This is a genomic window from Candidatus Baltobacteraceae bacterium (genome assembly GCA_036488875.1).
GTDB lineage: Bacteria > Vulcanimicrobiota > Vulcanimicrobiia > Vulcanimicrobiales > Vulcanimicrobiaceae > JAFAHZ01.
The window spans coordinates 51,049-75,471 of record DASXGW010000003.1; the positions used below are offsets into that span (position 1 = coordinate 51,049).

A 24,423-nucleotide genomic window follows, 5' to 3' on the forward strand; every position below is an offset into this window, starting at 1 on the left:
ATGGCCAAAAAACCATCGTGAGGCACAATATTTTAGCGAGCCTGCGCGTGGCCGCCGTCTGCGTGGCGGCCGTAGGGCTCTCGCACTGCCACGCTAGCGGCGCCCCAAACCGCGCGGCGCCGAATACGCTCGTGGTCGCGGTGCGAAAAGAACCCGAGTCGCTCAATCCGCTGCTGCTCGAAGGCATCAATGCCTACATCTTCAGCGAGTTGCTGTACTCGTATTTGACGACCTACGATCGTAACGGCGCGGTGGCGCCGGACCTCGCACGCGAGGTGCCGTCGCTTGCTAACGGCGGAGTCTCCGCGGACGGCCGGACCATAACCTACCATCTGCGGTCCGACGCGCGCTGGCAAGACGGTGTGCCGGTGACCTCGCGCGACGTCGCGTTCACGTACTCGGCGATAATGAATCCGGCCAACAACGTTCAAGAGCGCTACGGCTACGACGTGGTTTCGCGCCTCGAGACGCCCGACCGGTATACCGTCGTCGTTCGGCTCAAGCGCGCCTTCTCACCAATCCTCACGTTCTTTTTCGGCGGCGACAGTAACTACCCGGTACTGCCGGCGCACAAGCTCGCGCGGTATCCCAATATCAACGCGGTGCCGTTCAATCTCTCGCCGGTTGGATCGGGACCCTATCGCCTGGACCGATGGAATCGGGGCGATCGCATCGAGCTCGACGCCAACCCGTCGTACGTGCACGGTAAGCCGAAGATCGAACGCCTGGTGCTTCCATTCGTCCCCGACGATTCGACCGTCATCAATCAGCTTCGGACGGGGGAGCTCGACGCCGCGTTCTTCCCGGACACGTCGCGCGTCGAGGAGTTGCGCGCTATTCCCGGCCACCGCGTCATCGTGACGCCGGTTCCGTACTTCTATGCGATCTCGTTCAACCTGGACGTTCCGGTGCTGGCCGATCTCAGCGTACGCACGGCGGTCTCACAGGCCATCGATCGCGACTCGCTCGTGCGAAAGATTACGCTCGGCGTCGACGACTCGAGCAACGCGATGCGCGGATTGTTCACGTGGGCGTACGATCGGCAAGTAAAGCTGGTGCCGTACGATCCGGCGGCGGCAAAGGCACTGCTGACGCGCGACGGTTGGCTTCCCGGAAGCGACGGCATTCGTACCAAAGCCGGAAAGCGCCTGAGCTTGCAGCTCGCCTTTCCAACGGGGTCAAACGTGACGACGTCGATGGCGACGGCAATTGAGGCGGCCGAACGGGAGATCGGCGTCGACATGAGCTTGCGGCAGTACGACCGCAACCAGTTCGTCTCGCTCCAAGGGCCGTGGATGCAGGGCCGCACGCAGCTCGCCCTCTACGACTATCAGGGCAGCTACGATCCGGACGCATCGTGGTTACTGGCGTGCGACCAGCGTTCGCCGCGCGGCTTCGATTTATCGCGCTACTGCAATCCGGCGGTGGACGCCCTGCTGCATAAGGCCGCCGCTTCGTACGATCGCGGAACGCGGTCAGCGGCGTATCGTGCGGTGCAGCGTACGATCGCGCACGATCTGCCATACGATTTTCTGTGCCAGATCAGCGAGGTCGACGTGATTCCGTCGAACCTCGGCGGCTATACGCCGCCGCTGCTCTCGCCGTTCAACTTCGTCGCGAACTGGTACCGGCTACATCCGTCCGGTCGTAATTGAAAGGGCCGCGGCCGCCGCTTTCGAGTCGTTACGGAGCCGGTGCGGAAACCCGGCCGCAAACACGCAGCATTCGCCCTCGGTCATCGGGTAGTCGATGTGATTGACTTCGAGGACCAGCTGGCCTTTCGTCACGTACACGACGTCGATGCCTTCATGTGACTGCTCGTTCTTGAAGGACGTCCCGGGAGCGAAACGCACGTCGACCAGGTCGAGGTCGAGCGCCGGCAGGTGCAGCACTTCGTAATCCACGCCTTTTCCGCGATTGACGCGCTTACGATCGCCGGCGGTAACGAACGTCGGTCGCGTCAGCTGCGCGGTGAACCCGAGAAACGAGCCGAGATCGTAGTGAAAGACGCTCGCCAGCTTGGCGAGGCGGCCGATTGCGATGTCGGAGTCGCCGCGCTCGACCGCGCGAATGAACGACGCCGAGAGTCCGCTTTTATCGGCGAGTTCGCGGACCGTCATTCCGCGCTGCGTGCGGACGCGCTCGAGAATCTTTCCGACGTCGGGCGTGAGGAGGGAGGCGTCGTCAGGTTTCTTCGTGGCGGCCCGCTTTCTCATACCCGGGCGAATGTTACCGGTAGCTGGTGCGGCACCTCCAGGAGCAGCGTACCGCCGTCGCGCCGCAGCAGCGTGGCTTGCGTGGAGGCGATGGCGAGGCGGTCCTTGGCGATCGGCACGAGCGATTTCACCACGAAGTCTTCGCTGCTGCCGCCGATGCTGCCCGGAACGGTCGCCTTGAGCGTGTCGCCGAGCAGATCGATCGCGATGGCGAGCGACGCGGGCTTCGAAACGTAGGTTCCGACGAACGCGCGCAACGCGTCCACGGGCACGTCGGCGGGCTCTGGTTCGGGACGCGTTTTCTGCAAACCGATGCGTAAGCCGCCAACGACGACGAGCGTCAATCCAACCGGCTCGCCGAAGTCGTCGAGCTCGAAGCGCACCACGGACTTGTAGGTACGCAAATACGGATCGTCGATGGCAACGGTGAAACTGTCGAACTGCCAGTGCTCCAGCGCGCCCTCGAAGCCGATGAAGGCGAAATGCAGTCCGCCGTCGCGGTGCGCGACTGCCGCCGTTCCGTAGAAGTCATCGCCGTAGGTGCCGGCGTAGGCTTCGAGCGGCCGCGACGCCGCCGTTCCCGGAATCGTCGAGCGCTTGCGGTCCTCCTCGGCGTAGTCGAGACGTTCGCGCCCGAAGACTTCTCGCTCGCGAAACTCGACTAGCCAGGTCCTCGGCCGATCGAAGATCACGCTATCGATCGTGTGATAGACGAGAGCTTGCGGCAGACGGCAGCTATTGACGTTCGCCAGCGCAGTAACGCCGAAGCGTTTTTCCGGCACGACGGCCGCAACGGCGCTCATGCCGTCGATATTCCCGCCATGGGTGACGACCGTGAGTCCGCGGTACGAACAGACGAACCACCCGGTCGCGTAGCTCAAAAACTCCGCTTCGGGAAAGAGCTCGCTCCACGCCGATTGTGCGATGAGCATTTGCGGGGTTTGCGTCATGCGCGACGCCCCCGTTGAAAGCAGACGTCGACCGTCGTAAACTCCGCCGTCGATGGCGAGGCGCAGCCACGCCAGCATGTCGCGTGCGTTGGAGTAGATCGAGCCGGCCGGATTCATGTTGAATCCTTCGTGCGAGGTGATTTTCACGAGCTCGTTGTCGATGCGTGCGTGCGGCTGCGCGAGGTTTCCTTTGGGATCGACCGATGCGACCGACGCGTGACTATCGGACATGCGCAGTGGGGTAAGGATGCGCTCGCGAATGAAATCGTCCCAGGATTTGCCCGTGAGCGCGGTAATGAGCTCGCCCGCCGCGAGGTACATGATGTTCTGATAACCGAAGGTCGTGCGGAAGCTCCACGACGGCTGCAAATGCGCGACGCGGCGCATCACTTCGGCGGCGTCATAGCCGCTTTTATACCACATGAAATCGCCGCGTTCGAGGCCGCTGCGGTGCGTCAGCAGATCGCGCACGGTCATTTCGCGCGTCACCCACGGATCGAATATCCGGAATGACGGAAGGTGGTCGACGACGCGGCTATCCCAAGAGATCCGGCCCTCGTCGATAAGCATCGCGACCGCGGCGCCCGTGAACGATTTCGATACCGATCCGATCGCAAACAGCGTGCGATCGTCGACCGGTTCCGTGCCGCCCAGCCGCCGCACGCCGAAGCCTCGCGAAAGCAGCGTTTCGCCGCCGGCGATGATGCCGCAGCCGAGGCCCACGACCGGCCAATCGGCAACTGCGCGCTCGATGGATGCTTCGAGAGACGTCGTCATACTCGTGGCCAATAGTCTAGCTCCCGCGTTTTGTAACCCATGTTGGCGAAGTCGATTTGAAGCGCGCCCGGCGCTTTGACGTAGATTGCCCGTTTTGCGATCGTCGAAAATCCGGCCCAGAAGTGGTGTGTCGACTTGAGGGCGATAATGCGGCACGAATCGAGGGGGATTCCCAAGCCGGTGAACGCGTCGGGGAAGAAGACCTGCGAGCGAACCGATGCGAGTGCGATGTCGATGCCGTCGACGCTGACCCACGCCGACCGACCCAGATCGGCCGGACCGCTCCGATCCATCGCGGTTTGCGAGTGGTTGTTGACGACGGATCGAACCGTGACGCGCAGGTCGAGCGGATCGCCCGAGGCGGGCCCCAGTTTTCCGCCGATCCGCACGTCGATCGTAGCACCAGCTCCTGCATCGGCGCACAGCTCGACGGCTATAGGATCGTAGTACGTACCGGTAATCACGCCGCGAACGTTGCGCTCGAGCAGCCGGCGCAATAAGAACGTGCTGTCGCCCGGCGCGCCGCCGCCGGCGTTGTCGGAGATGTCGGCAAGAACGACCGGCCGTTCGGCGCTTTCGAGCGCATCGTCGATGGCGTCGTCGATCGATTCGGCGTGCAGCGTAGCCGCCTGACGCACGTCGCGGAACTTCTCGGCGAAGTGCAGCGCGGCGCGCTTAGCCTCTTGCGCGTCACCGTCGGCGATGGCGAGCACCTTTGAGCCGCAACCTGCGACGTCGGCCCATGGAAAGCCGTGCATCAGCGTGACCGACAGCAGGCCGTTACGTTCGGCTTCGGCTGCCTCATCGACGAGATCGCGCATCGGCGACGTGCCGGTCGGGAACAACCCGATCATGTGACAGTCTTCCATCACCATAACCGGAGTGGTCTTGCCGGTTGCAGCGCCGAGACAGATTCGGTAGAGATCTTCGGCGCGCTCGACCATGTCGGTGTGCGGATACTCTTTGTACGCGACGATCGCCGTCGCCGCCGAGACCATCGTATCGCTGAGGTTGCCGTGAAGATCGAGTTCGGTACCGATCACGACGCCGGGCCCGACGAGTTGGCGGCAGCGAGCGAGCACGTCGCCGTCGCAGTCGTCGTACCCGTCCGCTGCCATCGCGCCGTGCAGATACAGCAATACGACGTCGAGCGGCTGCGCTTTTTTGACGGCAGCCAAGAGTTCGTCGCGCAGAGATTCGTAGACGGCCCGCACCGTGCGGCCTCCGGGTTCGGCAAACGCCGCGATGCTTTCGACCACGATATGGCCATCTCGCTCGGCTAGTTCGCGCCAGCGGACGAGCGGGGCGAACTCCCAACTCGAGATCTCGAACGGCGCTTGGGCGCCGCGTTGAATGCGCGAGCGTTCGAACGCCGTCCAGCCCGTCGGGATGGGGGAGAAGGTATTTGTCTCGGTAATCAGCGCGCCGGTAAGAATTTTCACGGCAGTGCGCGTATTTTGTCATGCATGCCAAAATATTCCTCTCGCCTGCCGGCGGTGCTGGCTCTCGTGCTTGCTTGTGCGAACGCGTGTAGCCAAACCGTTAACGGAACGCAGGCGCGCGACCGGCTCGTCGTCGGCAGGATAGCCGACGTGCAGTCCCTCAATCCGCTGCTGCTCCAAGGGGCCGATACTGCAGCGATTGGTCCGCTCGTCTTTTCATATCTGCTCGGCGCGGGGCCGGGCGGTTCGCTTGCGCCCGACGTTGCCGTCGCAGTACCGTCGCTACGAAACGGCGGTGTTTCGCCGGACGGCAAGACGATCGTTTACCGGCTGCGCAAAAACGTGCTGTGGCAAGACGGCAAGCCGTTGACCTCGGCCGACGTCGCGTTTACGTATCGACAGGTGATGAATCCACGCAACGACGTTCCGACGCGCGACGTCTGGGATCGCATCGCGTCGATCGATACGCCCGATCCGCAGACGGTTCGGATACGTCTGCGGGCGCCCAACTCGGCTGTGCTTTCGTACTTCTTCGGACCGGACGGCAACTATCCGATTTTGCCCGAGCACCTGCTGCGGGGATACAGCGATCTCAATCACGCGGCGTTCAACGCGATGCCGGTGGGCAGCGGGCCGTTTCGCGTCGTGCAGTGGACGCGTGCCGACCACATTACGCTGCAACGTTTCGATCGGTACTTCGGCGGCACGCCGGAGTTGCGCGAAATCGTTCTGAAGATCCTCGCGTCGCAAACCACCGAGCTCGTCGAAATGCGGACGCACGAGATCGACGCGACGGTCGAGGGAAGCATCACGCAATTGCAAGATTTCGCGGGGATTCCCGGCGTACGCGCCGTGCGTGCGCCCGTGTACGGCGGCGCGCTCATCGCCTTCAACGTGCGCGATCCGATGGTCGCCGACGTTCGCGTGCGGCGCGCGATCGCGGAAGCGGCCGATTTGCCGCGGCTGGTCGCGCAGGCAAGTCACGGCACGCTAAATACCGTCGACGCCGGTCGCGGTTTGTACGGGCCCGACTACGATTCGGGCATCCAAGGCGCGCCGGCGTACGATTTGGCGGACGCGAACCGGCTGCTCGATGCCGCCGGATGGCCGCGCGACGGATCCGGCACGCGGCAGCGTAACGGCGTTTCGCTTGCACCGACGTTCGTCTACATTCAATCGAGACCGGAGGTCCAAGCCTTCGCGCTGCTCCTTCAGGCACAGCTGCAGCGAGCGGGCATTGCCCTGACCTTACGACCGTACACCGAACAGGAATACGGCGCGCCGGCGAGTGCCGGCGGCCCGCTATTTAGCGGACGCTTTCAAATGGCACTGCTGAACCTGCTCATCGCGCTCGATCCGTCGACGGGGTATCTGTTCGGCTGCGACGACGGTACGCCGACCGGATTCAACGTTACCCGCTACTGCAATCCCGAAGTCGATCGCGCGAATGCCGCCAGTCTGCGAACGTACGACCCGAAGGAGCGCGCCGCGCAGTCGGCGGTCGTACAGCGCGAAGTCGCGCGCGATCTTCCGCTCGTCCCCGTGTGGCAGCAGGCCAACGCCGTGGCCTATCCAGGGAATCTCTCCGGAGTCGACCCCGCGGCGTACTTCATTTTCGGGAATGTCGCGAAGTGGCGCTATCTGCCGCCGCCGTAAAGCATCCGCGCGACTTGCAAAGCGATCGGCTCGGGTTTGCCGTCGGTGGCGTTGGTGAGCACGACCACCTCGAGGCCGTCGGGAAAGACGAGGTTCATCGTGCGGTAGCCGATCGTGCCGCCGTTGTGCCAGACGAGCGCGCGGCCTTCGTCTTGGCCGTGCACCCACCCCGAGGCGTAGCTTTGCGCGATGTTGTCGCGCTGATCTTTTGAAGTGAGCAGCGGGCGATTCTTCGGCGCGGCGAGCGCCGCGCGCAGCGTTGCCGCATCGAGAATCCGGCCCCCGAAGAAGAGACCGTCCCACGTCACGAGGTCGCCGACCGTGGAAGACAATGCGCCCGCTGCATTCGCCCAACTCATGTCGTATGGTTTGACCAGCGAAAAGCGGCCTTTGGCAAAATTGTATCCCTGCGACGCGTTGTTGCCCGGCGGCAGCGACCGGCGCAGATACGTTGTGTGCGGCATCCGCGACTGCCAGATTTCGTTAGCGAGAAAGCGCTGGTACGATTCGCGGCTGACGCGCTCGATCACCAGCCCGAGTGCCGCATAGTTGGTGTTGCTGTACTCCCATTTAGAACCGGGCGGAAAATCGAGCGGCAGATCCGCTCCGATCTTCACGTAATAAGCAGCCGGATGGTAGCTGACAGTGCCGTTCTCGATCGACTCGAGCAGCGGTTTGTCGACCAGATAATCTTGCAGCCCGGAGATTTGGTCGAGCAGCTCGCGGACCGTGACCTCATTGCTATGGCGAACGCCGGGGAGATAGCGCGACAGCTTCGCGTGCGGGTCGAGTTGGCCGCTTTGTGCGAGCAGCATCACGGCCGCCGCGGTGAACTGCTTGGTGATCGAACCGATCGCGTACGCGGTGCCGCCGTCGGCCGAGAGCTTCCGCCCGCGATCGCGCAATCCGTAGCCGCGAGCGAACAGCAGCTTACCGTTTCGCCCGACGCCGACCGTTAAGCCGGAGATATTTTGCGCCGCGAGTTGGCGCCTCGCGATCGCGTCGATCTGCGCTTGCTGCGCGGGTGAGAACGCGTCGGCTGCCGCCCGGGCTGCCGGCATCGCGAGAAGCGCGGCGACGAGGGCGATGACCAAATAACGGTGGTGCGTCATGGGACGATATTTTAGGGCATCGAGCAGTATTTCGCCTCCCTCCCCTCCAATATTGTGTTCCGTAGTGCGAAATATTGCCTTGCAGCGACCCCGGCTGATTGCGCGAACGGAGCGCTGGTCGTTTAAGAAACCGTTCCGCATAACCGGCTACGAGTTCACCGAATCCGACGTGCTGGTCGTCGAGGCTCGCGTCGGCGAGGCGTGCGGCCGCGGGGAAGCGCTCGGCGTCTACTATCACGACGACGACCCGGAAAGCGGGCGCCGGCAGATCGAAGAGGTAGCCGCGCGTCTCGACGCGGGTGCGAGCATCGACGAACTCGTCACCGGGTTGCCGCCCGGCGGTGCGCGCAACGCGGCGGATTGCGCCTTATGGGACCTGCGCGCCAAGCTGGGCGGACGCGCGGTGTGGCAGCTCCTAGGCTTGGAGGCACCCAAACCGGTGCGCACGACGTATACCGTCGGCGCGGGCGAGCCGGCCGAAATGGCGCAGACGGCGCTTGAGTATACGCGGGCGCGAGCGCTCAAGCTGAAGTTGACGGGCGACGATGATGCGGAGCGGGTGCGCGCCGTGCGCGCGGCGCGGCCCGAAGCGTGGATTGCCGTCGATGCCAATCAAGCTTTCACGCGCGAGTCGCTCGAGCGTCTCATGCCCGCGCTGCAAGAGTGTGCCGTCGCGCTGATCGAGCAGCCGTTTCCGATCGGTCGTGAAGCGCTGCTCGACGGCTTCTCGTCGCCGATTCCGATCGCCGCCGACGAGAGCGTACAGGATTCATCGGACCTTCCCAAGGTCGAGGGGCGATTCGACGTCGTCAACATCAAGCTCGACAAGTGCGGCGGCCTGACGGAAGGCTTCGCAATGCTTGGCCAGATTCGCCGGATGGGCATTCGTCCGATGGTCGGCTGCATGGGCGGAACGTCGCTCTCGATGGCGCCCGGATTTTTGTTGGGACAGATGTGCGACGTGGTCGACCTCGACGGACCGATTCTCTTCGAAAGCGATCGCGAGCCGCCGGCACGGTACGACGACGAAGGCCGCATCTTCTGCGCCGAGGACGTGTGGGGCGGCCCGGCGTGAACGCACGCTACGCGGTAGAGGGACGGCGCCACGCGGTTCTCACCGAAGGTTTTCTTACCGACGTGCACGGCAAAACGGCGCACGGCGTTCTGCGCTATCGCCCCGAACAAGTGGTAGCGGTCATCGATTCACAGCACGCCGGCAAGCGCGTGCGCGACGTTATGCCTTCGCTGCGCGTTGACGTACCGATCGTCGCGACGGTGGCGCAAGCCCTGGTCTACGAGCCGCTTTCGCTGCTCGTCGGCTTCGCGACCGACGGCGGCGCCATTCCGCCGGCGCTGCGCGCGCCGATTCTTCAGGCGATCGATGCCGGCCTCGACGTCATCAGCGGCTTGCACGAGGTGTTGACGGACGATCCGGAGATCGCGTCGCGTGCCGCGAGCAAAGGCGTCGCGCTCGTCGACGTACGCGTGCCGCCGGCAAAGATTCCGCTCTTTAGCGGCGCTGCGTATAAGGAACCGCGTCCGGTCGTGTTGGCCGTCGGCAGCGATTGCGCAGTCGGCAAGATGACCGCGATGCTCGAAATCGAGCGCGCGGCGCGCGAAAGCGGTCAGAAGGCCGAGTTCATCGCCACCGGACAGACCGGGATCCTCATCACCGGCAAAGGGATTGCGGTCGATCGCGTGATCTCCGATTTCGTTACCGGGGCGGCCGAGCAACTCGTATTGACCGCCGACCCCGAGGCAAGCGTGCTGCTCGTCGAAGGGCAAGGCTCGATCTTTCATCCCGCGTACGCGCCGGTCACGTTCGGATTGCTCTACGGCTGCGCGCCCGACGCGATGCTGCTCTGTCATCGGCCGGGCTTGCGGAACGTCTTGGGATTTTCGCAGCGGGTCCCCGATTTACGTACGCTCGTCGAGATGCACGAGCGCATCGTGAGCTTCGTGAAACCGGCGCGCGTGATCGGCATCGTGCTCGACACATCGGCACTCGACGAGAAAACCGCGCGCGAAGCGATCGACGAGGCGGAACGCGAGACGGGTTTGCCGGCCGACGACCCGGTGCGTAACACCGGAGCCAAGATGTGGCACGCAGTGGAAGGACTGCTGGTGAAGCGATGATCGCGCCGGCAGCAATCGTCGCATCCGCGGCGGTGGTCCGACAGGTCGACGCGGTCCTCGAAGGGGCGATGGCGCATCAGCATCTGCCGGGTTTGTCGGTGGCCATTGCCGTCGACGGGCGCATCGTCTATGCGCGGGGCTACGGCTATCGCAACGTCCCAAAGCGCCTGCCGGCAAACCGCCACACGGTCTACAACATTGCGTCGACGACCAAGCAGTTCGTGGCCGCGGCCATTATGCGCTTGCAGCAGAGGGGTTTGCTCAACGTCAACGATCGTTTGAGTAAATACTATCCGCAATACGCGTACGCCGAACGCGTTACCCTGCGTCAGTTGCTGACCCACACGTCCGGCATTCCCGACTACCTGGATCAGTCGAACCTGCCGCCTCACGCGACCGCTGCGCAGCAGGTCGCCGCGATCGCAAAACTGCCGCCAGAGTTTCTCCCCGGGACGCGGTTTGAATATTCCAACACCAACTACGTCATCTTAGGGCTGATCGTCGAGAAGCTCACCCACGAGCCGCTCCAAGAGGTCTTCAAACAGTGGTTTTTTCGGCCGCTGAATATGCTCGACAGCATCGCGGTCGTGCTGCCGTGGACCTTGCCCGACGGGGCGATGGGGTACACCTATAAGAACGGAGCGTTTGTGGCGATTCCGCAAGGCGTTGCGGATTACGGCTACGGCGACGGCGGCATCGATTCGAGTGCGTACGATCTGAACGTTTGGGATCAAGCGTTGATTGCCGGGCACGTCGTTACCGAAGAATCGCTGCGGGCGATGACGACGCCGCCTCAAGCCGCCGACGGCGAGCCGATGCCGGGCGGCTACGGGTTCGCACTGGAGGTCGACACGCTGTTCGGCCATCGCGAGTGGCAGCACGGCGGCGACAACGAAGGCTTCCACACCGGCAACGCCGTCTTTCCCGACGACCGCTTCAGCGTCGCCATTATCAGCAACGGCAACCAGTTCTACTACGACTGGCTGCTCACGAAGCTGTTTTCGATATTCTATCCGCCGTCGCCGCAGCAATGGAACGAGTTCTATGCCGGCGCTCCGCACCAGAACGCCTCCGTAACGGCGCGGGCGCTCGGCGTGATGCGGCGCATGGAGGCCGGTACGATTAAGAAATCCGACGTGCTTGCGCCGGCAATCGCGTCACAACTCCCCGGCACACCGAAGCAAATGGCCACCGATGCCGGCGCCGTCGGGCAATGGACGCACACGGTCTACCGCGGGATGGAGTACCGCAGCGGTAACCTCATCTACAGTTACTTACTATTCTTTCCACGCGCAGTGGTTGCGTATTATTTCGTCCTGACTCCGCGCGGGTCGGTGTATGCAGCACTTCCGGTTCGTGCCGATTAGCGATTTTCGAAAGCGAGGGTTCGTGATGTATCAGTATATTCGTTCGGCTATGGTCGCAGCACTCGTGTGGGCGATGCTCGGTACGAGCGTCGCTTCGGCGGCGACGACGAGCACCATTACCGGAACGGTCCGCGGAACCGATGGCGCCCCGATCGCGGGAGCCGACGTAACGATCTTCGGGGTCGTTCGTCTGACGAAGAAAACCGACAACGCCGGAGCGTTCGCCTTTCAAGACATCACGACCGGCACGTACACGGTCGTCGTCAGCAAGCCGGGTTTTCAATCGTATCGCGACGAGGGTCTCACCGCATTCATCGGTGAGACGTTGACCCTTAACGTCATCCTCGCGCAGGCGACGTTCACGACGCTCAAGACGATCGCCAACGTGTCCACGTCAGAACCCGGCGTCGCGCCGCTCAACACGTCGACCGCATCTATCAACACGATCAGCGGGTCGACGTTCCTCGATGAGGGCAGCCAACAAGTCGCGACGGTGCTCAATCAAACCCCGGGCATCCTCACGACGCCGTACTCACCCGGAAACGGCAACCCGAGCAACGGCGCATCGCCCGGCTCCTACCAGACGCCCCAGATTCGCGGCGCGCTTCCGTACGAGACGGAGTCGCTCATCGACGGTCATCCCGTTTCGGTCGGTTCCGCGGGAACGTATTCGCCGAACCTCATCAACCCGTTCCTACTTCAGTCGGCCGAGCTCGTCAAAGGCCCGGGATCGATGCCGGTGGAGATCAACTACGCCATTAACGGCACGATCAACTACATTACGCTCGAACCTACGGCGCAGAACCGACAAACGTGGATGTTAGGCGAAGATAAATGGGGCGGCGTCTCGGCTGGCTTTAAGGCGACGGGTGAGACGACGAACCATAAGCTGGGATACGCGTTCGGTTACGTGAGTGACGGCGCTCCCGGACCGTTGCAAAACTTCCGTTTTAGCGGCTCGCAGCTTCCTCTCGACAACGGGCCGCCGGGCGGACCCTATTACGTGAACGGGCGGCAGCTCGCAATGGTTGGTTCTCCGGTCGGCGAGGGCCTCGGACCCCCCGCTTTCTCGCCCTATGCCGGCATGGGAATCACGTTCAACGAACCGCTCGTTGGTTGTTGCTACACGCTGGACACGGGTTATCATTCGACGTCAGAGCTTGCGAAAATCGTCTACAACTTCTCAAACTTTACGTCGCTGCGGCTCTCCTACTTGGGCGGCCAGAACGTCGTCGGCAACGGAGACGTGAACGCTTACGACACCTCGTCGGTCGGAACTACGGGCTTGCCGGCGTTTTCCTTCGCACCGTGCGGTACCGCAAATGCCGGCTTGACGTGCAATCCGTTTGCGACGGGTACGCCTTACAATTGCAAGAGCCCGGACGGCGGACCGAAGTGCGGCAGCGCAATTCCCTTCGACCTTAGCTCGTTTAACGGTGAGGGCAACACGTGGCTGCAGCAGAATCTCTACCAAGCCGAGTTCCGCACGTCGATCGGGCAAACGGGAACGCTGCTGGCGCGCTATTACACCGGCTCGCTGAATAACTACGCCGTTGAGGGACCGTCGGGGTCGCTGAACACGTCGCTCAACGCCTACGGTACGCTACCGCTCTGTCCGACCGGCACGACGTTCGATCCGAGTCCTCCGACGGCGGCCGGCGGTACGGACCCCAACGGATGGATGTGCCTCAAGGGCAAAGGTGCCGTCGCGCCGGTGAATACCACCTTTAGCGGCCAGCGCGTGAACTTCGCGACCCTTAGCCAAGCAAATCTGTTTTTCACTAACGATTCGATGAGCGGCGAGTCGCTTCAACTGCAGGAGCAGCTCGGAGAAAATTCGCTCACGCTGGCCTACGACCGCTCGGAGCAGGGCTCGGCGTCGACGACGGACGAACCGTCCGTCGGCCTTATCGTCTTCAGCCCCGTCGCGGGATCGAAACAGACCTTTCAAACGTTCTCGCTGCGCGGCAACGTCGCGGTCGCGCCGAAGCTGGCGTTGAACCTCGCCGACTACGAGATTAACTATCTCAGCCACTATTCGATCGACGGAGGCAAGACGTTTAACGACGCCTCGCACTCCTACAACGAACCGCGCGCGGCGTTCACCTGGCGGCCGAAGACCGATACCATCTATCGGCTCTCGGCGGGCGGATCGGTTGCGCCGCCGTACATCAGCCTGGTGTCTTCGGGCGGCCCGACCTGGAGCCAAATCATCGGCGGCGTGCCGGCGGCCGGCTGGATCCAGAATGCAAACAACGGCAATATCAGCGCCGAGACGGCATTTGGCTACGATCTCGGCATGGACCACCGTATTGCGCGCTCGACGTCGGTCTCGCTCGATTTTTATTACACACAGCTACACAATCTATTCTTGAGCGAGACATCGACCGTTACCGGTGCCGCCGCCGCGGGGTGTCCTAACGCGCCGTGCGAGCTCTTGCAGACGTCGAACCTGGGCCAGGCGCGCTACGAAGGCATCGAGTTCGGGCTCAATCACGTGCCGCAATTTGGGTTCGGTTGGAAATTACAAGGGTCGCTGCAGCGCGCCTTCACCTACAATCTGCCGCCCTACTTTTACTGCGCAGGAACGACCAATCCGAAGACCGGCGTTACGACACCGCCGGGGCCGGGCTGCATCAACAACACGAACCTCGCGGTCCTTCCCAACGCGAACTTCGGCGGGCAGCCCACGGCTATATCCGGAGCGCCCAACGGCGTCGCCGGCGCGCGAGTCCCCTACGCGAGCGGCTACACTGAAGTGAACTGGCTGGGACACTTCGGCCAGTACTACAACCTTGGCTTGACGTACTTCGGGAACAACAACGCGTACAACGAGCCGCCGTTTGCAGTGCTCTCGGCAAACATGCGCCTCAAGCTCAACGACCAGGGCTCGGCCGTGCAGTTCTCTGCAGACAACCTCACCGGTGCGTACGCTGCGCCCTACGCCGGCTTTTTCAACGGTATTCCGCTGCCGCTTGTCAAGGGTGCAACGCAGACGAGCTTGACGACCGGCGAGCAGGTGCCCGTCTCGTTTGCTGCCACTGCAGCCGGTAACTATGGACCGATGGACTTCCGCTTCATTTTAACGCAAGACTTTTAAAGGAATTGGTGCAGAAAATTGGTGCTTTGGACTCAGGCGAGTTTGGAGTGCGTCTGGCGAAACGTGCCGATTGAATGCCTGCGCCGAATCCACGCCGTCGCGGCGCGAAGGTCGACGTCAATCACGCGACCGTTTTGCGTAAGAGTCTTGGGCGCGATCGAATACTGCTGCGCCTAGCCGGCCACAGTCACCTCATCGTGCTGATGGGCGATGCCTTCGATCACGTTTGTCACCTACTTGGCGATAACGAACCCGAAGGGTCGCTCCTGGCTTGGGACGATGCGTTCGGAGGCATACAGATTTTTTACGCGCGTCGGGATGCGAGCTATCCTCTTGACAAGAGGCCGACGATTTTCGCAAGCCGTTATGTGGACGGTCAGATTCTCGGGCTTTCGCACGAGCAGCTCGAGATCGTCGAGTTCGGCCTGCACAACAGCCGGACTCCGGAAGAGTTTATTGCGGAGGAGTGGCTGCTGTCCGCGAAGTGGGTCTCAGACTCGTAGGGCTTTGTCGCCGTAGGGCTCAACCCTATCGTCGTGCAGTACGAACGGCTTTTCAGCCCCGTAAAACTGGGCTCTCGCACGGCGAAAAATCGCATCGTCTCGACGCCGCACGGTACCAATCTGGCCGTGGGCGGAAAACCCTCGCCCGAACTCATCGCCTATCACACGGCCAAGGCGGCCGGCGGCTGCGGCACGGTGATGATGTTCGGCAGCGCGGCGGTGAGCGAGCTCACGCCGATTATGGACAACCATGTGAATCTCTGGCGCGACGACGTCGAAGCGCCGTTGCGCGCGGCCGCCGATGCGGTGCACGCGCACGGCGCGCTCGCGTTCGTGCAGATGACGTCGCTGGGCAGGAGAACGTTCGCTCAAATCGATCTCACCGGACGCGGCCCGTCGGATACGTCGGGCGAGGTTACGCCGGAAATCTCGCACGTGTTGACGATTCGAGAAATCGAGCGCATCGTAAAAGACTACGGAAAGTCGGCAAAGCGTCTCAAGGATTGCGGCTACGACGGCTGCGATCTCGCCTTCTACGACGATCAGCTTCCCGACCAGTTTTGGAATCCGGCGATCAATAAACGGACCGACAAGTACGGCGGCTCGCTGGAAAACCGCATGCGCTTTTCGCATGAGGTGCTCGAAGCGATCCGCTCGGCAGTCGGACGCGACTTCGTCGTCGGGGCGCGCGTCTCGGGCGACGACCGCATGAAGCCGGGGATCGCTCGCGACGAGTTGCTCGACATTATCTCGCGGCTGGATAAGACCGGCGCCCTTGACTACTTCACCGTGACCGGCGGTACGATCGAAGGCTACAAGTCGCGCGGCTACAACATCCCGTCGTCGTACTACCCCCGTAAGACGTTTGCCGATCTCGCGTCGGTCGTGCGGGACCGCGTCGGCGCGACCATCATTCTTACCGGGCGCATCGTGACGCCCGACGATGGCGAAGCCGTGCTTGCCTCCGGCGTCGCCGACCTCGTCGGCATGACGCGCGCGATGATCGCCGACAACGATATGCCGCGCAAGGCGCAAGAAGGCCGCGCGCACGAGATTCGCACGTGCATGGGCTCCAACGAAGGCTGCATCGATCGCTTGTATTTCGGGCTGCCGGTACGCTGCGTGCAAAACGCCGTCATCGGTCGCGAGCTCCAGTACTTGAAGCTCGAGCCGGCGGCGCAGCCCAAGCGCGTCGCTGTAGTCGGCGGTGGGCCCGCCGGCATGGAGACGGCGCGCATCGCGGCGCAGCGCGGACATACGGTCGTACTCTACGAGCGCGCACGCGAGCTCGGCGGCGCCATTCGCGTGGCATCGAAAGCGCCGCAGTGGGAAAATTATCGCTCGATCGTCGAGTGGCTCGAGGCCGAGCTCGGCCGGCAAAACGTGACGGTGCACGCGGAACGCGCGATCGCACCGGACGACTTGGACAAGCTCGAGGCCGACGCGGTGGTCTTCGCCACCGGCGGCATCGCGCGCACGCCCTATCTCGACGTGGATCCCAAAGCGAACGTCTGCACCGTCGGCGACGTGCTCGCGGGACGTGCGACACCCAACGGACGCTGCGTGGTTCTGGACGAGACCGGGTATACGCCCGGGCCTAAAGCGGCCGACGCGCTCGCGCAAGCCGGTCACGACGTCGAGATCGTCACGCGCCAGTACAGCCTCGGCGAAACGATCGGCATCACCCTGCGCGCTCCGCTGTACGAGCAGTTGTTACGCAACAACGTGACGGTCACCCCGCTGCACGCTCCGGTGCGCGTCACCGCCAACGGCGTGGTACTTCGCCACGTGCTCACGGACGCGGAACGTACGATTGCGGCCGATACCGTCGTCTTTGCTTCCGGCGGCCGCGGCGACGACGCGCTCTACGAAGCCTACGTCGCCCGCTTCGGCGATGCGAACGCTTATCTCATCGGCGACGCGTTCGCACCGCGACGGCTGCGCACGGCGATCGCAGAAGGCGCCGCCACCGGCCGCGCGCTATGACGGTACGCGCCGCGATCGTCGCTTGCGTGCTGCTCGCCGTCGCGACGGCATGCAGTCACCGCAACGGCGGAGCGGGAGATACGACGACGTTGCGCATCGGCTTTTCCACCGAGCCGCACTCGCTCAATCCGCTCGATCAGTACAACGGACAAGAGCTGGTCATAAACCGGCTTTATAGCGATACGCTCACCTCGTTCGATCCGAGCGGCAACCGCATCGTCCCAATCCTTGCGGCGCGCGTTCCGACGCGTGAGAACGGCGACGTGTCGGCCGACGGCAAGACGATCGTTTTCCACTTGCGCCGCGGCGTGCTTTGGCAGGACGGCACGCCGCTTAGCAGCGCCGACGTCGTCTTCACGTTCCATCAGCTGATGAATCCCAACAACAATCCGGTCTCGCGCTTCGGCTACGACGAGATCGACCGCATCGACGCGCCCGATGCATACACCGTGCGTCTGCATCTCCGGCGTGCGTTCTCGCCGATCGTCTCGACCTTTTTCGGCGACGCCAACGCGCCGTACGGCATCCTGCCCAAGCATCTGCTCGCGCACTACCAGTCGCTCGAACGCATCCCGTACGACGATTTGCCGATCGGCACCGGTCCGTTTCGCGTCGTCTCGTGGCGCCGCGGCGACCGCATCGAGCTGGTCGCCAACCCGCACTATTTCCTGGGCGCGCCGCGCATCGCGCACATCACGATTCTCTTCGCGCACGACGAACAGACCCTCGTCACGATGGCGCGCTCGCGCGAGCTCGACTGGGCAGCCGAAATCAGCCCGACGTTGTATCAGGCGGCAAGAGATATCCCGGGCTACCACATCGTGCTCGTCGCGCAGAACCGCTGGTACGGCATCACGTTCAACCTGCAGCGCAAGGCGCTGCAAGACGTCCGCGTGCGCCGGGCTTTCGAGCTCGCAATCGACAAGCGCGCCATCACCAACGCCATGACCTACGGAACCGCTTTGCCCGCGACGCAAGATCTGCCGTCGTTTCTTTGGGCGTCGGGAAGGTTGCCGCCGAGTCCCTACGACCCGGCAAAATCGCGCGCGCTGCTCGCGCAAGCCGGCTATTCGCCGGGGCGCCCGCTGCGTGTCGAACTCGCTTACAATAGCGGCGACGAAACGGCGCGCAAGACCGCCGTGCTGCTGCAAAGCGCGCTGGCCGGCGCCGGCGTGGTGCTCGCACTCAAAGGCTATCCAAACGAAATGCTGACGGCGCCGGCAGCGATGGGCGGCATCGCGTACGGCGGCCGCTTCGACGCCGATTTGGGACGCATCATCAACGGACCCGAGCCCGACAACTCGGCGGAATACTCGTGTGACGGTTTCCCGCCCAACGGCTACAACTTCTCGCATTACTGCACGCCGGAGATGGACCGGCTGCAAGCAATCGCCACGTCATCGTACGATCCCGCGACCCGCCGGGCCGCCTACGTCCGGATCGAGGCGCTGGTCGAACGCGACCTGCCGCAGATTCCGCTATGGTGGCCGCACGACGTCCACATCGTCAGCGATCGCCTCCGGCACTTCGATCCCAATCCGTTCGTCGAAACGTGGGACGCTTGGCGCTGGTCCCTGGCGCCTACGTAAAACTACCGATGGCGTGACCCGGGCAACAGCCGGTACCGTGTGTACTGAGTTCGTCTGTTTGTCCGGAGGAATGTCACGATGAAAAACGTTCTAGCGCTCGCCTGCTTGGGCGCCGCAATACTCACGGCGTCCTGCGCGCGAAACACTGCCTCTTCCGTCTTACCGGCGGCGCCGGGCGCCGCCGCCGACTTTACCACGAAAGACGTCGCCGCCGGCGACGTCAGCTCCCCGCGCGGCTGGACCGCGACGGCGACGCACGCCGTGCGCGTCAGCTTTGCAAACGATAAGTCCGCAGCGGCACGGCTGCCCGAAACGCAGCCCATGCGCATCGTCGTCGGCCTGCGCATGCGCGATCCCAAAGGCGCGCAGGACGCCGTGCGCCGCCACGAGCTGATGACGCCCGATCAGTTCACCGCCGCGTTCAATCCAACGCGCGGCCAAGCCGAAGAAGTGGCATCGTACTTGCGCGAGCAGGGGTTCAAGCAGGTCACGATCGAGCCGAATAATCTGATCGTGACCGGGATCGCGAGCGCCAAACACGTCGAATCGGCGTTCCACACGACCATTCGCGCGACGCAGGGCAACGGCGGCTTCGTCTATGCCAACGTCACGCCCGCGCTCGTCCCCGAGAAGTTCCACAAAACCGTGCTCGCCGTACTCGGCTTGCAAAACGTCTACGCGATGCACACGCACATCCTCAAGACGCAGCGCGCGTTCGCGCCGATGGCGATGCATCCGTCGGCCGCCGGCACCCCGCCGCCGTGCCTGGAAGTCGTCAACGGCGTGTGCGAGTTCGGCGAATACGGTCCGACGCAGTATCAAACCGCCTACAATGCCAACTGCACCGGCTGCACCACCGGCTCCAATACCGTTGTGGCCGTGATGGCCGAAGGGAACGTCAGCCAAGTTGTCGTCGATCTGCGTACGGCCGAGACGTTCTGGGGTCTGCCGAAGATTCCGTATTACGTCAAGAAGGTCGGCGTCTCGAGCACCGATACGGCGGGTATGGACGAATGGGATCTCGACACGCAAAGCTCCAGCGGTATCGCTCAAACCGTCAAAGCGCTCTACCTTTACGATACGACGTCGCTGACCGATTCCGATACGTCGCTCGAGTTCAATCACTGGGCGACCGACAATCTGGCGCGAGCCGGCAACGCGTCGTTCGGTGAGCCCGAAGACTTGGCATATGCCGACGGTGCGATGCAGCTCGACGACGAGATCTTCAATCAAGCCGCCGGACAAGGTCAGACGATGTTCGCGTCGACCGGCGACAACGGCGAAGGCTGTCCGGTCATTGCCGCAACCGGCGTACCGAATACCGGTCTTCCCACCGTCTGTTATCCCGCGGCGTCGCCCTACGTCGTCGCCGTCGGCGGAACGACGTTAGATACCACCGCCAACGGACAAGAACCCGGCGCGTACTACGGCGAGCACGTGTGGGTTGGCACCGGCGGCGGCGTCAGCAAGTGGGAAACGGCGCCGTATTGGCAGACCAACGGTATCTGCGCGCTGTGCACCGCGGGTAAAGGTATCGCCGATATCGCGATGTGCGCCGACAACAACGGCTGTCCGATGGACGTCTTCATTGACGGCGCGCAAACCGGCGTCGGTGGGACGAGTCTCGCATCGCCGCTGTCGATGGGGCTTTGGGCGCGGCTCGAGTCGCACTGGAGTAACAACCTCGGCTTTGCGGCACCGGTGTACTACGGCGTGTACGCATACTACGAGCCGTGTCCGATGGGTTCGACGGGCTGCAAGCCCTCGGGCGTACCGGGCAGCGACACGGCCGCGCTGCCGCCGGACACGACCGATTCCATTGGGGGTTTCCACGACATCCTGTTCGGTTCCAACGGCGTACCGTCGTCGGCATTGCCGGGATGGGATACGCCGACCGGGCTTGGCTCGGTCAACTATCGCGCCATGCAAAGCGCGGTCGGACACTCCTTGTTCTCCGGACACTAAGCCACCCTCCGCGGGCAGGCGGCTGCCTGCCCGCGGAGAAGCTTGGGCCCGTGAAAGTCCGCGTTTTTATAGCGGCGCTGCTAACCGCAGCGGCGCTTTTCATTTCTCCGCCTAGTCGCGCAATCGCCGCGCCCGCGTTGTACGTCGCCAAAGGTCCGGCCGGCAAAGTGTATCTATTCGGTACCGTGCATGTGCTGCGCGACGGCGTGCAATGGCGATCGCCGGAGCTCGAAGCCGCGATGCGCGACAGCCAAGATCTCTACCTCGAAATCGCGGACGCCAATAACGCGCCGGCCGCGTTGACCTCGATGATGAGGGCCGGCCTCGATCGCAACCATCCGCTCTCGACGAAGATCTCCAAAGCCGACGTCGCGCTGCTCGATGCGGTGGCCAAGCGCTACGGCCTGGGCAGCGAAGTCATGTTCGAGCCGATGCAGCCGTGGTTTGCGTTCATGATGCTCTCGGCGCTGCCCTCGATGCACGCGGGCGCCACGTCCGCAAACGGCGTCGACTTACAGATCCGTAAAGCGTTCGTGGCGGCCGGCAAACCGATTCGTGGATTCGAAACCTTCGACATGCAGGCGCACATCTTCGCCGACATGCCGCAAGCGACGCAAATCGTGCTGCTCGACTATCAACTGAAGAACATCGGGAAGCAGCCGGACGGCGCACAGTTGGATACGATCGTAAACGCATGGCTCTCCGGTAATGAAGCGACTCTCGCCACGACGCTCCAGCTCGACAAAGCCACCGATAACCCGATCGTGACGGCGCTGCTCACCAACCGTAATAAAGCGTGGGCCACCGCGCTTGCCGACCGTTTGAAGCAGCCCGGCACGTCGTTCGTTGCGGTCGGTGCCGCGCACTTGGCCGGGTCGGACGGCGTTCCGGCGTTACTGCAGAAGATGGGCTTCGACGTATCGCGCGTGCCGATCGCCGACGTGCCGGCGACGAGCTCGCCGTCGCCGCAACCGTCGGGGTCAGCATCGCCATCGCCATCGCCATCGCCATCGCCATCGGCGTCGGCAGCGGCGACGCCCTCGGCGACCCCGCAGCCGAAACCGGCCGCGATTACGCCGCCCACCGGCTGGAAGTCGCAAAGTGTTTCACTGGCGACCGGTCAAGTAAAGGTCGATCGCATGTGGCTCGATCCGCTGCGGCGGGGCGTCATCATCACGGCGCATCTCGACGTGGAGGGGCTCGACGGCGTCGGGCTCGACGCGCTCGATACGTTCATTCACCAAGGAATGGTTGCCGCAGCCGGTGCCGGCGCCGTCGGACCGTCGAAGCACGTAAAAATCTGCAACGGCAAGCAAGACGCGCTGTACACGACGATAACGCTCAAGAACGTCAAGGAAGAAACCGTCGTAACCCTGGCCGATCGCGCCTACATGGCGCAATACGTTCGCCGCAAAGACGTGCCGGTCGATGCTGCCGCGATGAAAGCCTTGATGTCGATGTGCGCACCATAATCGTCGCCGGGCCCGACGCGTGGGACGTCGTCGAGAAACTGGTGCGCGAGCTCTTAACGGAGCTGGGTGAAGAAGGGCGCGAGCTCGGCACGCTCAATCCGCGCGTTCGCACGCTTTGGGAAGCCCGCCCCAATCTCATGTCGGCCGTCATCGCCTTCGGCGACGACGGCGAGCCGATCGGCCTGCTGACGCTGAGCGAAGGCTTTGCGATCTACGCGAACGGCCTTTACGGAACGATCCTCGAGATGTACGTCGTTCCGCAAGCACGTTCGAGCGGAGTCGGACGGCGTTTGATCGAGCGCGCGGTCGAGATCGGGCACGAGCGCGGCTGGTCCCGCATCGACGTCACCGCACCGGAGTCCGCGGCGTGGGACCGAACGGTCCGGTTCTATCGCAGCTGCGGGTTCAGTCCGGCCGGACCGAAGCTGAAGAAACCGCTGTAAGGAGGCGAGTGTTGGCTGCTTATATCATCGCAAACATTCACGTAAAAGACCCCGAACGTTACGAGGCGTATAAGGTGCAGGCAGCAGCGTCGATCGCGGCGCACGGCGGCCGCTATCTCGCGCGCGGCGGAAAACATGAAGTGCTCGAGGGCCGCTGGTCGCCGCATCGGCTCGTCATCCTCGAATTCGATACGTACGAGGCCGCGATCGAATGGTACGAGTCGCAGGAGTACGATTCGCCTAAAGCGCTGCGCCTGCAGATCGCCGACTCGGAAATTGTGGTCTTAGAAGGCTTGTAACGGCCTTACCGTCGCCTGCTTAGTCCATCCTGATTGGGAACAAGCCAAGGCGATGCGATTACCCGACCGGCGGCGGCGCGAAACAACCCTCGAACGGCGATATCTGAGTTTCTTGGCGGAAGTCGGCCGGATCCTCGGCGAGACACTGCCGTACGAAGCAACTCTGCAGCGTGTGTGTGACGCAGCCGTGAACACGCTTGCCGACACGGCGACAATGTATCTCTACGACGAGGACCGCGAGCTGCAGCTCGTCGCCGCCGCGGACGTACATCGAGCGCACTCGGAACACCTTCGCGACCGTGCGGCTGCACTGCTGGGCGATGCGTCCGGTCCGCGTACCTTCCTGGAGTCCGTCATTCAAAAGGGTTCGGGAATGCTCGTCGCTCGGGTGGACGATCGTTCTCTCGATGCGGTTGCCGTCAGTCCCGAACACGCGCAATACCTCCGCGAGGGGGGCGTCTCGTCGTTTATCGTCGTTCCGCTAGTGGCGGCCGAATCAGAGGTGCTCGGCGCGCTGGGGCTCGTATATACGAAGGAAAGCGGGCTGCACTACGATGACGACGCGCTGATCTTAGCCGAGGACCTCGGGCGGCGATGCGGCGCCGCCATTGCTAAAGTGAAAACGATCGAAACCGCGGTCGACGTGTCGACCCGGTTTCAGTACGAGGCGCTTCCGAAGTCGCTGCCCCAAATCGCGGGCTTGGAATTCGATTCGTTTTACGAACCGGCATCGAGCGCGATGCTGGTCGGCGGCGATTGGTTCGACGCGTTCATGCTCTCCGACGGGAAGGTGGGCATTACGATCGGCGACGTGTCGGGACACGGCGTTAAGGCCGCGGCCCTCATGAGCAACCTTCGCTGCGCGCTACGCATTGCGATGCTAATGGAATCGAATCTTGCTAATGTGTTGGCGGCAGCCGATCTGCTCGTGCGTCAAGAGTTCGGATCGAGCATGTTCGCGACCGCAAACATCGGCGTCCTGGACGCGGCCGCGCGCACGCTCAGTTGTGTGGCAGCGGGACACCCCGGACCGTTATGCTGGAATGGCCTCGATCGCTCCGCAGGCGATCCGTTCCTCGAACGGGGTTTGCCGTTGGGTTTTCGCGATTTGGCCAAGACGAACGGCGACGCGCAGACGGTCGACCTGAACACGTATTCGTTCATCGTATTCTTCACCGATGGATTGCTGGAGGCGGAACGAGATTACATCGGCGGAGAAGCGCGCCTCACGCGAGCCATCGCCCAGCGGGCGATTCGCGAATCCGCGCATCCGGCAAAAGCCCTTCGCTCGGCGGTCGTTGGCCGTCGTCATCCCGACGACATTGCCGTATTGACCTTACGCGTCCGATCATAACCGGCTTTGCGCCCGCTTGCATCTGCAATAGATTCATATTTCTGAAGGCATAGCCG

Annotated in this window: 18 protein-coding genes; 14 read left to right on the forward strand and 4 right to left on the reverse strand. The window is 63.2% G+C overall.

What is annotated here, in order from left to right:
- Nucleotides 1-17: 17 nt before the first annotated feature.
- Nucleotides 18-1,655 (forward strand): peptide ABC transporter substrate-binding protein, encoded by a 1,638-nt coding sequence (locus tag VGG89_04655; protein HEY1975806.1) that lies wholly within the window; start codon nucleotides 18-20, stop codon nucleotides 1,653-1,655.
- Here the strand turns inward: VGG89_04655 and VGG89_04660 are convergent.
- Genes VGG89_04660 through VGG89_04670 form a run of 3 tightly spaced genes read right to left on the reverse strand, consistent with a single transcriptional unit; the run spans nucleotide 1,632 to nucleotide 5,385 of the window.
- A complete protein-coding gene (locus VGG89_04660) occupies nucleotides 1,632-2,216 on the reverse strand; it encodes a cupin domain-containing protein (protein ID HEY1975807.1) in 585 nt (194 codons plus the stop codon). The genes VGG89_04655 and VGG89_04660 overlap by 24 nt on opposite strands.
- Nucleotides 2,213-3,943 (reverse strand): serine hydrolase, encoded by a 1,731-nt coding sequence (locus tag VGG89_04665; GenBank protein ID HEY1975808.1) that lies wholly within the window; start codon nucleotides 3,941-3,943, stop codon nucleotides 2,213-2,215. Before VGG89_04665 ends, VGG89_04660 begins: the two co-directional genes overlap by 4 nt.
- Entirely contained in the window at nucleotides 3,940-5,385 is a 1,446-nt protein-coding gene (locus tag VGG89_04670; protein ID HEY1975809.1) for a M81 family metallopeptidase, read from the reverse strand. The genes VGG89_04665 and VGG89_04670 overlap by 4 nt, the downstream gene beginning before the upstream one ends.
- Nucleotides 5,386-5,451: 66 nt before the next feature.
- On the opposite strand from VGG89_04670, the gene VGG89_04675 reads away from it, so the two are divergent.
- The gene (locus VGG89_04675) at nucleotides 5,452-7,041 is read left to right on the forward strand and encodes a peptide ABC transporter substrate-binding protein (protein ID HEY1975810.1); all 1,590 of its coding nucleotides are present in this window, start codon (nucleotides 5,452-5,454) and stop codon (nucleotides 7,039-7,041) included.
- Here the strand turns inward: VGG89_04675 and VGG89_04680 are convergent.
- Entirely contained in the window at nucleotides 7,023-8,153 is a 1,131-nt protein-coding gene (locus tag VGG89_04680; GenBank protein ID HEY1975811.1) for a serine hydrolase domain-containing protein, read from the reverse strand. The genes VGG89_04675 and VGG89_04680 overlap by 19 nt on opposite strands.
- Nucleotides 8,154-8,217: 64 nt before the next feature.
- On the opposite strand from VGG89_04680, the gene VGG89_04685 reads away from it, so the two are divergent.
- The 12 genes from VGG89_04685 (at nucleotide 8,218) to VGG89_04740 (ending at nucleotide 24,367) form a co-directional block, all read left to right on the forward strand.
- Nucleotides 8,218-9,228 carry a dipeptide epimerase gene (locus tag VGG89_04685; GenBank protein ID HEY1975812.1) on the forward strand — a complete coding sequence of 337 codons (1,011 nt, stop codon included), beginning with the start codon at nucleotides 8,218-8,220 and terminating at the stop codon, nucleotides 9,226-9,228.
- Entirely contained in the window at nucleotides 9,225-10,289 is a 1,065-nt protein-coding gene (locus tag VGG89_04690; GenBank protein ID HEY1975813.1) for a DUF1611 domain-containing protein, read from the forward strand. The genes VGG89_04685 and VGG89_04690 overlap by 4 nt, the downstream gene beginning before the upstream one ends.
- The gene (locus VGG89_04695; protein HEY1975814.1) at nucleotides 10,253-11,656 is read left to right on the forward strand and encodes a serine hydrolase domain-containing protein; all 1,404 of its coding nucleotides are present in this window, start codon (nucleotides 10,253-10,255) and stop codon (nucleotides 11,654-11,656) included. Before VGG89_04690 ends, VGG89_04695 begins: the two co-directional genes overlap by 37 nt.
- A 25-nt stretch (nucleotides 11,657-11,681) precedes the next feature.
- The gene (locus VGG89_04700) at nucleotides 11,682-14,756 is read left to right on the forward strand and encodes a carboxypeptidase regulatory-like domain-containing protein (GenBank protein HEY1975815.1); all 3,075 of its coding nucleotides are present in this window, start codon (nucleotides 11,682-11,684) and stop codon (nucleotides 14,754-14,756) included.
- Nucleotides 14,757-14,830: 74 nt separating this feature from the next.
- Complete coding sequence (locus tag VGG89_04705) at nucleotides 14,831-15,259, forward strand: hypothetical protein (GenBank protein HEY1975816.1); 429 nt, start codon at nucleotides 14,831-14,833, stop codon at nucleotides 15,257-15,259.
- Nucleotides 15,260-15,292: 33 nt separating this feature from the next.
- Nucleotides 15,293-17,245: an FAD-dependent oxidoreductase gene (locus VGG89_04710; GenBank protein HEY1975817.1), complete on the forward strand. Its 1,953-nt coding sequence runs from the start codon at nucleotides 15,293-15,295 to the stop codon at nucleotides 17,243-17,245.
- Nucleotides 17,242-18,834 carry an ABC transporter substrate-binding protein gene (locus VGG89_04715; GenBank protein HEY1975818.1) on the forward strand — a complete coding sequence of 531 codons (1,593 nt, stop codon included), beginning with the start codon at nucleotides 17,242-17,244 and terminating at the stop codon, nucleotides 18,832-18,834. Before VGG89_04710 ends, VGG89_04715 begins: the two co-directional genes overlap by 4 nt.
- Nucleotides 18,835-18,912: 78 nt before the next feature.
- Complete coding sequence (locus VGG89_04720; protein HEY1975819.1) at nucleotides 18,913-20,799, forward strand: S53 family peptidase; 1,887 nt, start codon at nucleotides 18,913-18,915, stop codon at nucleotides 20,797-20,799.
- A gap of 50 nt (nucleotides 20,800-20,849) precedes the next feature.
- Nucleotides 20,850-22,271, forward strand: coding sequence for a TraB/GumN family protein (locus VGG89_04725; protein ID HEY1975820.1), 1,422 nt, complete (start codon nucleotides 20,850-20,852; stop codon nucleotides 22,269-22,271).
- Nucleotides 22,259-22,714 carry a GNAT family N-acetyltransferase gene (locus VGG89_04730; protein HEY1975821.1) on the forward strand — a complete coding sequence of 152 codons (456 nt, stop codon included), beginning with the start codon at nucleotides 22,259-22,261 and terminating at the stop codon, nucleotides 22,712-22,714. The genes VGG89_04725 and VGG89_04730 overlap by 13 nt, the downstream gene beginning before the upstream one ends.
- An 11-nt stretch (nucleotides 22,715-22,725) precedes the next feature.
- Entirely contained in the window at nucleotides 22,726-23,013 is a 288-nt protein-coding gene (locus VGG89_04735) for a DUF1330 domain-containing protein (protein ID HEY1975822.1), read from the forward strand.
- A 52-nt stretch (nucleotides 23,014-23,065) separates the two neighbouring features.
- On the forward strand, nucleotides 23,066-24,367 hold the full coding sequence (locus tag VGG89_04740) for a SpoIIE family protein phosphatase (GenBank protein ID HEY1975823.1): 1,302 nt from the start codon (nucleotides 23,066-23,068) through the stop codon (nucleotides 24,365-24,367).
- The last annotated feature ends 56 nt before the right edge of the window (nucleotides 24,368-24,423 follow it).